Genomic DNA, 11,603 nt, shown 5'->3' on the forward strand with positions numbered 1-11,603 from the left:
CCTATCGGGCGCGCCGATGCCACCCGCCGCCGCAGGTCAGCGGGTGTGGACGGCGTCACGTCCGGATCAGAAGCCGCGCAGCCGGTCCGGGGTGATGCGCACGACGGCGTTGTACTTGTCGTAAAAGGCTTCGGCGGTCATACCGATATCGACCAGTCCCGCGGTGTATTTCTCTGTGTACGAGGCGATTTCGTCCGCATCGGGCCGCCGGTCGTCGATGCGCGCGGTGCCGGTGAGAATGACGACGTCCCCGCCGTCGGCGGTGCTGTTGAGGTGCAGTGCCACGCGCGGATTGCGTTCGATATTGCGGATCTTGGCCTGCCCCGGCTCGCTGAAGAGCAGGATTTCGCTGCCGTCCCACTGGAACCAGACGGGATTGGGTTGCGGGGTGCCGGTGGGCCCGACGGTGGTCAGCCAGATGACGGTGTCGCGCCGCAGGCGTTCGGCTACGTGGGTGCCACGATCGGTGCTGGTGTCTACGACAGAGGTTGTCATGTTCGCGACAACGCGCGGGTGCGCCGGTCGATTCCGGAGGCACCTGTAATTCACTCGGCAAAGTTAGCCTACCCTATCTTTCTGATGGTTCTTGTGTGAGGATCGGGCCAACCGAACAAAGGGTGAGGGGCAACTGATGACGGTGGAGGTCGCGCCGGACAAGGCGGCGCGGGCACTGGAGAAAACCGAGGCCAAGGCACGCAAACAGCGGGAAGCGCAGGCACGCAAGGAGATTCTGGCCCCGGTCGCGGGCACGCTCTCGCTGGCGAGTCTGATCGTGGCGGTGGCCTCGGTCTGCGCGGTGGTCCCGTTCCTGCTGATCGTCGAGGCCTGCCGCGAACTGCTGCGCACGCAGGTCGACACCGATCGGGTGTGGCGGCTGCTGCTGATCGCGGTGCTGGTGCTGGTGGCGCGGGCGGTATTGCAGGCGGTGGCGCTGACCTGGTCGCATCTGGTGGACGCCGGATATCAGTTGAGCCTGCGCCGCCTGCTGGCGGACAAGCTGACCCGGGTTCCGCTGGGCTGGTTCGGCGATCGCACCTCGGCCGAGGTGAAGAAGTACCTCCAGGACGATGTGGAGGCGCTGCACTATCTGGTCGCGCACGCCCGCCTGGACTTCATCGGCTCGGTGACCATTCCGCTGGTGACGCTGATCTACCTTGCCACCGTGGACATCCGGCTCACCCTGGTGCTGCTGCTGCCGCTGGTGCTCTACGCGCTGTGCATGAAGAAGATGCTCGATGAGCCCGGCCGCGAGCGCATGCTGGTCTACAACGCCGCCGAACAGCGCACCCGGGAGGCGACCGTCGAATTCGTGGACGGTATCCAGGTGGTGCGGGCGTTCGGCCGGACGGGTAAGGCGCACAGCGTATTCCAGGACGCGGTCGATCATCAGACCGACAGCCTGCGCAAGTTGAAGATGCCGATCGTCTCGGTGCAGTCGCTCTCGGACGCGGTGGTCTCACCGGTGTTCGTCATGCTGCTGGTGGTGCTGGCGGGTCTGACCGGGGTGGGCGCGGGCTGGGTGGAGCCGCTGGATGTGCTGCCGTTCTTGATGATCGGGCTCGGTCTGGGCAGTTCGCTCATGGGCCTGGGCTATGGCGCGCAGGCATTGCGCACCGCGGGTGACGCGGCGCTGCGCCTGCACGAATTGATGCAGACCCCCGAATTGGCTTCCGGCGCGGATGCTTCCGGCGAGCAGATCGAGGCCCCCGCCGGGCTGGTGCGTTTCGAGGGCGTGAGTTTCGGTTACCGCGACGACCATCAGGTGCTGCGCGGTATCGATCTGGAGCTCGCGCCGGGCACGCTGACCGCGCTGGTCGGCCCGAGCGGTTCGGGCAAGTCCACGCTGGCCAAACTGCTACCGCGCTTCTACGACGTGCAAGAAGGCCGAATCACCATCGGCGGCCGCGATATTCGCGAGTTCACCACCGAAGAGCTGTATCGCACCGTCGGTTTCGTCTTCCAGGATGTGCGCCTGATCCGCGGCAGCGTCCGTGACAATCTGCTGCTGGCCCGCCCGGACGCCGATGACGCGGCGCTGGAGCGCGCGGCCCGCGCCGCGCAGATCCACGATCGGATCAGCACGCTGCCGCGCGGCTACGACTCCGAGATCGGCGTCGACGCCACGCTGTCGGGCGGTGAGGCGCAACGCCTTTCGATCGCCCGCGCACTGCTCGCGGACACCCCGGTGCTGGTGCTGGACGAGGCCACCGCCTTCGCCGATCCGGAATCGGAGGCGGCGGTGCAGGACGCGCTGGCCGCCCTGGTGGCGGGCCGCACCGTGCTGGTGATCGCGCATCGTCTGCACACAATCACGGGTGTGAATCGAATCCTGGTGCTGGAGAACGGCGTTCTGGTCGAGCAGGGCGATCACGAGAGTCTGCGCGCGGCGAACGGCCTCTATCAGCGGCTGTGGGAGATCAACGAGGCGGCGCTGGACGTGGTGCTGGAGGGAACACGATGATTCGCAATGTCTTCGCATTGGTGCCGCGCGAGTTCGCCTCGCTGACACCGAGATTGCTGGCCGCCATCACCGCGCAGGCGCTGTCCCAGGCCGCCGCGTACGTGCTGCTGGTGCCGGTGCTCGAGGCGCTGTTCGACGGAAATACCGGTAGCGCCTGGCGCTGGACCATCGGCCTGGCCGTCGCGGTCGCCGGTGTGATCGGCTTCGGTTTCGTCCAGGCGGTGCTCGGCCTGCGCATCGGCGTCGGCATGCAGCAGGGTTTGCAGACCAAGCTGGGCGATCACCTGAATTCGTTGCCGCTGGGCTGGTTCGAGACCCAGCACGCTGGTGCGCTGTCCCGCCTGGTGGTGGAGAACGTGCGCGAGGTGCAGGGCCTGATCGCGTATCTGCTGGCGAAAATGCTGACCGGTGTGATCGTGCCGCTGGGTGTGGCGATCGGCATGCTGTTCGTGGATTGGCGGATCTCGCTGGCCATGCTGCTGGCCGCGCCGGTGCTGTATCTGGTGAATCTGTGGGCGAATCGCTCGTACACCGCCTCGGATGAGCAGTTGCACGAGGCGTCGTCGGAGGCGAACGCGCGGGTGCTGGAATTCGCGCAGGCGCAGCCGGTGCTGCGTTCCTTCGGCGCGGTGGGTGCGGGCAACAAGGCGTTGAACGCGGCGCTGGCGCGCCAGCGCAAGGCCGCGTCGGGACTGCTGTTCGCGAGTGTGCCGGGTCTGATCGTGTTCGCGCTGTGCGTACAGGCGGTGTTCCTGGTGCTGGTGTACCTGGTCGTGGGCCAGGTGACCGGCGGCAGTATCTCCGCCGCGGCCGCCATCGCGTTGATCGCGGTGAGCGCCCGTTTCATCGAACCGCTGAATCAGGCCGCACAGCTGGGCACCGCCCTGCGTTCGGCGGCGTCGGCGGCCGAGCGGGTGACCACGCTGCTGGCCGAACCCGCATTGCCGCAGGCGGATTCCGATCCGGAGCCGGGTGCGCCGAGCGTGGTGTTCGACAATGTGAGCTTCGGCTACCGCACCGGTGCGCAGGTGCTCTCGGAGGTGTCGTTCACCGTCGAGCCCGGCACCACCACCGCGATCGTCGGCCCCAGCGGTGCGGGCAAGTCGACGGTGCTGCGCCTGGCCGCGCGTTTCCACGATGTGGATTCGGGCCGGGTCCTGGTGAGCGGCAATGATGTTCGCGATCAGCCGTCGCTGCTGAGCCGCATCTCCCTGGTGTTCCAGAACGTGTATCTGTTCAATCGTTCGGTGCTGGAGAACATTCGGGCCGGACGCCCGGACGCCACCGATGATCAGGTGCGCGAGGCCGCGCGTGCGGCGCGCGTTGACGAGATCGCCGAACGCCTGCCCGCGGGCTGGGACAGTCCGGTCGGTGAGGGCGGCGCATCCCTGTCCGGCGGTGAGCGCCAGCGTGTTTCGATCGCCCGCGCACTGTTGAAGGATGCACCGGTCGTGCTGCTCGACGAGGCCACCAGCGCGCTGGATCCGCAGAGCGAGGCCGTGGTGGTGCGCGGCGTGCACGAGCTCACCCGGGACCGCACGGTCATCGTGGTGGCGCATCGCCTTGCCACCATCGCGCACGCGGATCAGATCCTGTTCATGGAGGCGGGCCGCATTGTCGAGCGCGGTACGCACGCCGAACTGCTGGCCCTGGACGGCCGCTATGCCGCCTTCTGGAATGAGCGCACCCGGGCGACCGGCTGGCGTCTGGAAGCGGTTCCGGTCTAACGCATCTCACGACTGCCGGGTCGGGAGATGGGAAAACCCCGGGCATTCCAGAGAATGCCCGGGGTTTTCACCTGCCGTGTAACCGATTACAGGTTGCAGGACTGTCCGGCGTAGTACGCCACGGAGCACTCCGACTCGCGGGTGAGCTTCCAGGTGCCGTCGATCTCGCGCCACGCCATTTCGATGTTCGGGAAGGTGCCGTAGCCGTCGACGGTGACCTGGAGGTTGGCGGTGACGGTGTCACCGTTCTGGCCGACCGGACCGGCCACGGTCCAGCGCAGGCTCGGGACGGTGTTGATGACGCTGCCGACCTGATCGAGCAGCGGCAGACCGGCCGCGCCGGCCTCGAGCTCGTTGGCGCGCGCCGAGCGGTCCGCGCCCGGGTTCAGGGCCAGTCGCAGCTTGGAGTTCAGGTCGCCCAGGCCCGGCTGCGCGGTGCGAACCGGGGAGACGATGGGGGCGGCCTGAGCCGGTGCGACAGTCGCCACGTTGAACCCGGCGATAACGGCGGCGGCCGCGAAAACCGCTGCTCCCAGCTTCTTTCGGGTGGTGCTGATCATGTATTCATCCAATCGTTCACTTCGGTGAGCCGCGGGCGGTGCCCAGACGGTACCCAAGCAATATAAGGTAAGCCTATGCAAACATGGGAGGGGACCCGGTTGCTGTGACGCGATCGCCAGTCGTTCGCGAGAGGAAGTGAGTGTGAACCCGGTGAAGACTCTGCTGGTTGTAGGTGCGGGGCCCAAAGCCCTTGCGGTGGCCACGAAATCGCATGTGCTGCGCAAACTCGGCCTGCCCGCCCCGCGTGTCGTGGTGGTCGAGCCGCACGCGGTGGGCGGGAACTGGCTGCCCAGCGGTGGCTGGACCGACGGCCGGCACCGGCTCGGTACCAGCCCCGAGAAGGATGTGGGCTTCCCGTACCACACCACCTGGGCGCGCGGCCGCAATCGCGAGATCAACGAGGCCATGCACGATTTCAGCTGGACCGCGTTCCTGGTGGATCAGGGCGGGTACGCCGAATGGATCGATCGCGGGCGGCCCAGTCCGCAGCATCACGTGTGGGCCAAGTACCTGCAGTGGGTCGGGCATCGCATCGACCTCGAATTGGTGCAGGGGCGCGTGCATTCCATCGCCCCGGCGGCGGATGGCTGGCTGGTATCGGTCACCGACGCCGACGGCGTGGTCACCCAGTTGGACGCCGATGAGCTGATGATCACCGGTCCCGGCCGCAGTTCGCGCGCCCTGGCCGATCATCCGAAAGTGCTGAGCATCTCGGACTTCTGGGAGCTGGCCGGGCGGCGCGCACTGCCGGTGTCCTCGCGGGTGGCGGTGATCGGCGGCGGTGAGACCGCGGGTTCGGCGCTGGATGAGCTGGTCTGCCACGAAATGCTGACGGTCTCGGTGATCTCGCCGATGGCCACGCTCTACACCCGCGGTGAGAGCTATTTCGAGAACGCGCTGTACAGCGATCCGGGCAAGTGGGCCGGGTTGAGTCTGGAGCAGCGCCGCGATGTGATTCGCCGCACCGATCGCGGGGTGTTCTCGGTGCGCGTGCAGGAAAGCCTGTTGGGCGACAACCGGGTTCATCACCTGCAGGGCCGCGTCACGCGGGTGCGGGACAGCGGTGAGGGTGTCACGCTGACGCTGCGCAATGCCCCGCGCCCGGATGAGCAGCATGTCTTCGATCTGGTGGTGGACGCGACCGGCGGTCAGCCGCTGTGGTTCCTGGACCTGTTCGATGGTGATGCCACGGATCTGCTGGAGCTGGCGGTCGGCGGTCCGCTGACCCAGCCCCGCATCGAGGCGGCGATGGGTTACGACCTGGCCGTGGCGAACCTCGAGGCCAAGCTCTACCTGCCGAATATGTCCGCGCTGACGCAGGGTCCGGGCTTCCCGAATCTCAGCTGCCTCGGCGAACTTTCGGATCGCGTACTGCGTCCGGCGGTCGATGGCCAGGAAGTTGCCGGTCGGGCCGTTGGCGCGAGGGTCACACCCGCACGGGTCGGTCGATAGGCTAGGCTAGCCTTACTTTAGAGGAGATGAGGTTCGGTTCAATGCGTATCGTGTCGTTCGGCTTCCAGACGTGGGGCCGCAAAACCCTTGCGGCCCTGATCGATTCGGAACACGAGGTGGTGCTCTCGGTCACCCACCCCGCCAGTGAGTCGTCCTACAAGGCGATCTGGAACGATTCGGTCGAGGAGCTGGCCCGCGAGCACGGCATCCCGGTGCACCTCACCGAGCGCGCCGACGAAGAGACCATCGATCTGGTCAAGCGCGCCGAACCCGATGTGATCGTGGTGAACAGCTGGTACACCTGGATGCCTCCGGAGCTGTACAAGCTGCCGCCGTACGGCACGCTGAACCTGCATGATTCGCTGCTGCCCAAGTTCACCGGCTTCTCGCCGGTGCTGTGGGCGCTGATCAGCGGCAGTGAGGAATTCGGGCTCACCGTGCACCGCATGGACGAGCAGCTGGACACCGGCGACATCCTGGTCCAGCACCGCCTGGCCATTCCCGAGGGCGCGACCGGCACCGAATTGGTGCTGGCCGGAATGGAATTGATCCCGGGCGCGGTGCACGAGGCGCTCGCCGCGCTCACCAGCGGCACCGCCGAATGGAAGCCGCAGAACAAGGCCGAGCGCACCTATTTCCACAAGCGTTCGGATCGCGACAGCCGCATCGACTTCTCCTGGGACGCGGTCGATCTGGAGCGTTTCGTGCGCGCGCTGTCCGAGCCGTACCCGCGCGCGTTCTCGCACTACCGCGGTGAGCGCGTGGAGATCCTGGCCGCGCATATCTCCGAGGCCCGCTACGGCGGCACCCAGGGCCGGGTCATCGTGCAGGAGGGCGGCGGCGCGGTGGTGTGCGGCCCGAATCCGCAGCGCGGCGGCAATCACGCCGTGGTGATCACCAAGGTGCGCACCGCCGACGGCGTCGAGCGCGACGGCAGTGAATTCTTCGCGCGCGGTGGCTATCTCACCGATTCGCCCGAATGAGGTCCGGTGTCATGTCGACCGTCGCCGACGGGACCGCGGCGGATATCCGCCGCCCCCTGTCCCCGGGCCAGCGGCGCGCCTGGTTCCTGCAGCAGCGCGAACCGGGGAACACCGACCTCAATGTCGGCATCACCTACCGCCTGACCGGAGATCTGGACCCCGCGCTGCTGCGCGCCGCCGTCGGTGAAGTGCTGGCACGACACGACATCCTGCGCACGGTCTACGGCGTCGGCCCCGACGGCGAGCCCTTCCAGGCCGCCCTGGCCGAGGCCGATCCGACCTGGCAGGACGAAGACCTCTCCGCGCTCTCCCCCCTCAGCCGCACCCGCCGCGCCGAAGTCCTGATCCGCCGCGTCCTCGCCGAACCCTTCACCCCGGCCGAGGCCGCCCCCATCCGCTTCGCCCTGATCCGCACCGGCGCAGCCGAATTCGCCTTCGTCCTGGTAGCCCACGCCCTCTGCTGGGACGACGAATCCTGGACCATCTTCTCCCGCGACCTATCCGCCGCCTACAACGGCGCCCTCCCCGCAGGCCCCGCACTCCAGTACACAGACCTGGCCGTCGCAGACCCCGACCCCGTCGCCGACCCTTCGTCATCCCGGCGCGCTTTTGGCCGGGATCCACACGCCTCAGTACAACCGTCTCCCGCGATGGATCCCGGCCAAAAACATGCCGGGATGACGGGGGAGGGTTCTGCCCCGGACATTCCGGAAGCGGGCGCTGTACCTGCTGTGCATGGCGCTGCATCTGTTGTGCATGGGGAGAACACTGCGTCGGCTCTGTCGGGAGCGAGCGCCGTCCCCGCCGGGATCGACTTCTGGCGCGCGGAGCTGACTCCGCTGCCCGAGCCCCTGGATCTGCCTGCCCGGACCGCGCCGGTGGCGCAGCAGGCTGCCGCCGCTGTGCGTGTTGTGCGTGAGGTGCCCGGCGAATTGCTTTCGGGTGTGGATGAATTCGCGCGGGAGCTGGGGACGTCGGCGGAGCCGGTGTTGCTCGCCGCGTTCGAGCTGCTGGTGCATCGCTATACCGCCGCGCCCGATTTCCTGGTGTCGGTGCCGGTCACCACGCGTGCTGGGGAATCGCTGCCGGAGTTGCCGGGTGCGCCCATCGGCTACTTCGGTAACACCGTGCTGTTGCGCGCCGCGATCGATGATCGGCGCACGTTCGCGGAATTCGCTGCCGCCGTGCGGGATTCCTGGGATCGGGCGCATGAGCATCGCGCGATCGGGATCGATCAGGTGGTGGCGGCGGTCAATCCCGAGCGCAGCGGGAATCGGGACGGACTCGATCAGCTGGTTCGGCTGGGATTCGGCGTGCGCCGGGTAGCCGCCGGTCCTGCATTGACGGATGTCACTTCGGCACGCTTGGACATCGGTAGCCCGTCTCCGCGAGTTCCGCTGCGGCTCACCGTGGTTCGTGATGAATTGGGCGCGTATTTGGAGGCCGAGTATCCGGCGGACCGGTTCTCGGGTGACCTGATCGAACAGCTGCTGTCGCACTACGTTCGGCTGCTGGCCGAGGGCACCACCGCGCCGGAGCGTCGCACCGGTGAGCTCGCACTGCTCGGTGCGGCCGAACAGGTTCGGCTGCTGGAGCTTTCGCGCGGGGAGCGGGTTCCCGCGGAACCGACCACCATGGTGGCGCTGTTCGAGGAGCGCGTGCTGACCGCCCCCGGGGCGATCGCGCTGGTAGCTCCCGGTGATGAGCCCGCAGGTGCCCTCGGTGGTTCCGCTCCCGAGTTCGGTGGTGCGGGCGGCGATCGGACCGATCGCCGCGCCATGCCCGACGTGGAAATCACCTATGGCGAGCTGAATCGCCGCGCGAACCGCCTGGCGCACTGGTTGATCGGTCAGGGCCTGGGCTCCGAGGACCTGGTGGCGCTGCGACTGTCGAACTCGGTGGAGTTCGTGGTGGCGGTGCTGGCGGTGCTCAAGTCCGGGGCGGCGTATCTGCCGATCGATCCGGCCTATCCGGATGAGCGCATCGACTATCTGATCGACGACGCCCGCCCGCGCCTGGTGCTGGGCAAGGTCGAGTTGGAGGCTGCCGAATCGGTGGCTTCCGATGCGGCCGAGCATGATCCGAGCGACGCCGATCGACTGCGGCCGCTGCGGCCGGGCAATCTGGCCTACGTCATCTACACCTCCGGTTCCACCGGCCGTCCCAAGGGTGTTCCGGTCGCGCACGCCGCGATCGCCGATCATCTGATCGGCTTCCGAGCGCAGTGGGGGATGACCGCGGACGATCGACTGCTGCAATCATCGTCGGTGAGCTTCGACGCCTCACTGCTGGACGTGTTCGTCACGCTGACCCTCGGTGCGCGGCTGATCATTCCGCGCCCCGGCGGTTTCTCCGATCTGGCGTATATCGCGGATCTGGTGACCCGCCACGGCGTGACAGTGCTGCACATGGTGCCATCGCTGCTGCGCACCTTCCTGTCCCTGCCACAGGTGAGCGATTGGCGCACACTGCGTTTCGTGCCCGTCGGCGGTGAGGCGCTGCCCGGCGAGATCGCGGACCGCCTCACCAAATCCCTCGATGCCGAACTGCGCAATCACTACGGCCCGACCGAGGCCGTGGTCAGTGCCACGCATATGCCGGTGGAGGGCCCGCAGGGCAATCGCATCGTGCCCATCGGCCATCCGAACCGCAATGTCGATCTCTACCTGCTCGATGACCAACTGCGCCTGGTGCCGCCGGGCGTGATCGGTGAAATCTATTTGGGTGGACCGCAATTGGCGCGCGGCTACCTGAACCGCACCCCGGCCACGGCGGAGCGTTTCATCGCCGACCCGTTCACCCCGGGCGCGCGCCTGTACCGCACCGGTGATCTGGCCCGCCGCAATCTCGCGGGCGCGATCGAATTCGCCGGCCGCGCCGATGACCAGGTGAAGGTGCGCGGCTACCGCATCGAACCCGGTGAGGTGCAGGCCGCGCTCACCACCCATCCCGAGATCCGCGATTGCGTGGTCACGGTGGTCGGCAATGCCGTCACCGGCCCCATGCTGGCCGCCTACGTGGTTCCGGAATCAACTGCGCTGGAACTGGATTCGGTGCGCGCGCACGCGGCGAAGACGCTGCCGGAGTACATGGTGCCCACCGCGTACGCGCTCATCGACGCCATCCCGCTGACCCAGCACGGCAAACTGGATCACCGCGCCCTGCCAGAACCGGTCTGCCTGACCGCCCGCCCGTACCGGGATCCGGTGACGGCGGCCGAGATTCGGCTGGCCGCGCTGTTCGGTCAGCTGTTCGGCACCGATCGCATCGGCGCGGACGACTCATTCTTCGAACTCGGCGGTCATTCGCTGCTGGCCAATCAGCTGGTGGCGCGGATTCGCGCCGAGTTCGGATTCGAGATCGATGTGCGCGCGGTGTTCGACACCCCGGCGGTACACGGTTTGGCCGCGGTGCTGGAGGCGACCGCCCGAGACAAGGAGCAACACGAGTGAACACCCGAGGACTGTGGCGTCGCGCCGGAATAGGTCTGCTGGCACTGGGTTTGGTGGCCGGTGTGGCCGCCTGCGGATCCGATGACGGCGATTCCGGCGCGGGCTCGGTGACGGTCAAGCACGTGATGGGCGAGACCAAGATCGACGGCACCCCCAAGCGCGTGGTCACCCTCGGCCCGCAGTGGTTCGATGCCGCGCTCGCACTCGGGGTGACCCCGGTCGGCTATCTGGTGCCCGGGCTGACCGCGACCACCAAGGTGCCGTGGGAGCCCGCGATCCCGGATTCGGCCAAGCGCATCGAGGCCACCGGTGATTACGTGGAGCAGATCGCCGCGCTGGAGCCGGATCTGATTCTGGCCCCGGCCTTCATGGCCGATCGCACCATGTACGACAAGCTGTCCAAGCTCGCCCCGACCATCGATTCGCTATCCAGCGCGCAGATCGACTCCTGGCAGGACCAGGTGACCACGCTGGGCAAGGTGCTGCGCAAGGAGACCGAGGCCGCCAAGGTCATCGCCGATGTGGACGGCAAGATCGACGCGGTCGGCGTGAAGCATCCTGGCGTGAAGGGTAAGACCTTCCTGACCTGCATGCTGACCGGTCCCGCGCAGCTGATGGTGCTGGCCGATCCGAAGGACGGTTCCGCCGAACTCTTCACTCGCCTGGGTATGACCATGCCGGAGAACATCGTTCGCGAGGCCCCGTCCGGCGGCCGCCTGGCGCTGTCCCCGGAACGCCTGAGCGATCTCACCTCGGACCTGCTCGTCTGCGGCGCGATGCCGAGCCTGGAAGCCAAGTTCAAGGATCTGCCCGGCTACAACGATCTGCCCGCGGTCAAGCGCGGCGGTATCGCCTTCGTCGACGTGGTCGCCATCAATGCCATCAATCAGCCGACCGCGCTGTCGGTGCCGTACGTGCTCGAAAAACTGGAGCCCGCGTTCGCGAATATCTCCGGTAGCTAGACCGC

At 67.4% G+C, this 11,603-nt stretch carries 8 protein-coding genes; 6 read left to right on the plus strand and 2 right to left on the minus strand.

The features are described from left to right. Positions 1-66: 66 nt before the first annotated feature. Positions 67-495, minus strand: coding sequence for a TIGR03667 family PPOX class F420-dependent oxidoreductase (locus ACFC0O_RS28530; protein WP_375962964.1), 429 nt, complete (start codon positions 493-495; stop codon positions 67-69). A 136-nt stretch (positions 496-631) separates the two neighbouring features. On the opposite strand from ACFC0O_RS28530, the gene ACFC0O_RS28535 reads away from it, so the two are divergent. Continuing rightward, on the plus strand, positions 632-2,461 hold the full coding sequence (locus tag ACFC0O_RS28535) for an ABC transporter ATP-binding protein (RefSeq protein WP_375962966.1): 1,830 nt from the start codon (positions 632-634) through the stop codon (positions 2,459-2,461). Continuing rightward, complete coding sequence (locus ACFC0O_RS28540) at positions 2,458-4,188, plus strand: ABC transporter ATP-binding protein (protein ID WP_375962968.1); 1,731 nt, start codon at positions 2,458-2,460, stop codon at positions 4,186-4,188. The genes ACFC0O_RS28535 and ACFC0O_RS28540 overlap by 4 nt, the downstream gene beginning before the upstream one ends. Positions 4,189-4,274: 86 nt before the next feature. Here ACFC0O_RS28540 and ACFC0O_RS28545 read toward each other — a convergent pair whose 3' ends face one another. Further along, positions 4,275-4,748: a hypothetical protein gene (locus ACFC0O_RS28545; protein ID WP_375962971.1), complete on the minus strand. Its 474-nt coding sequence runs from the start codon at positions 4,746-4,748 to the stop codon at positions 4,275-4,277. Positions 4,749-4,899: 151 nt separating this feature from the next. Here ACFC0O_RS28545 and ACFC0O_RS28550 point away from each other — a divergent pair, with 151 nt between their 5' ends. From ACFC0O_RS28550 to ACFC0O_RS28565, 4 genes are read left to right on the plus strand one after another with little or no spacing between them, the layout of a single operon-like run. After that, the gene (locus ACFC0O_RS28550) at positions 4,900-6,201 is read left to right on the plus strand and encodes a SidA/IucD/PvdA family monooxygenase (RefSeq protein ID WP_375962973.1); all 1,302 of its coding nucleotides are present in this window, start codon (positions 4,900-4,902) and stop codon (positions 6,199-6,201) included. Between the two features lie 41 nt (positions 6,202-6,242). Continuing rightward, positions 6,243-7,184 carry a methionyl-tRNA formyltransferase gene (locus ACFC0O_RS28555; RefSeq protein ID WP_364641077.1) on the plus strand — a complete coding sequence of 314 codons (942 nt, stop codon included), beginning with the start codon at positions 6,243-6,245 and terminating at the stop codon, positions 7,182-7,184. Positions 7,185-7,195: 11 nt separating this feature from the next. Further along, the gene (locus ACFC0O_RS28560) at positions 7,196-10,636 is read left to right on the plus strand and encodes an amino acid adenylation domain-containing protein (RefSeq protein WP_375962976.1); all 3,441 of its coding nucleotides are present in this window, start codon (positions 7,196-7,198) and stop codon (positions 10,634-10,636) included. Then, positions 10,633-11,598, plus strand: coding sequence for an ABC transporter substrate-binding protein (locus tag ACFC0O_RS28565; RefSeq protein WP_375962978.1), 966 nt, complete (start codon positions 10,633-10,635; stop codon positions 11,596-11,598). The genes ACFC0O_RS28560 and ACFC0O_RS28565 overlap by 4 nt, the downstream gene beginning before the upstream one ends. Positions 11,599-11,603 lie beyond the last annotated feature (5 nt).

Source organism: Nocardia sp. NPDC056100 (genome assembly GCF_042266325.1).
Classification (GTDB): Bacteria; Actinomycetota; Actinomycetes; order Mycobacteriales; family Mycobacteriaceae; genus Nocardia.

Bases quoted from the DNA above. Each gene is read 5' to 3' on its own strand.
- ACFC0O_RS28530 (WP_375962964.1), bottom strand. From the start codon at position 495: ATGACAACCTCTGTCGTAGACACCAGCACCGATCGTGGCACCCACGTA.
- ACFC0O_RS28535 (WP_375962966.1), top strand. From the start codon at position 632: ATGACGGTGGAGGTCGCGCCGGACAAGGCGGCGCGGGCACTGGAGAAA.
- ACFC0O_RS28540 (WP_375962968.1), top strand. From the start codon at position 2,458: ATGATTCGCAATGTCTTCGCATTGGTGCCGCGCGAGTTCGCCTCGCTG.
- ACFC0O_RS28545 (WP_375962971.1), bottom strand. From the start codon at position 4,748: ATGATCAGCACCACCCGAAAGAAGCTGGGAGCAGCGGTTTTCGCGGCC.
- ACFC0O_RS28555 (WP_364641077.1), top strand. From the start codon at position 6,243: ATGCGTATCGTGTCGTTCGGCTTCCAGACGTGGGGCCGCAAAACCCTT.
- ACFC0O_RS28560 (WP_375962976.1), top strand. From the start codon at position 7,196: ATGTCGACCGTCGCCGACGGGACCGCGGCGGATATCCGCCGCCCCCTG.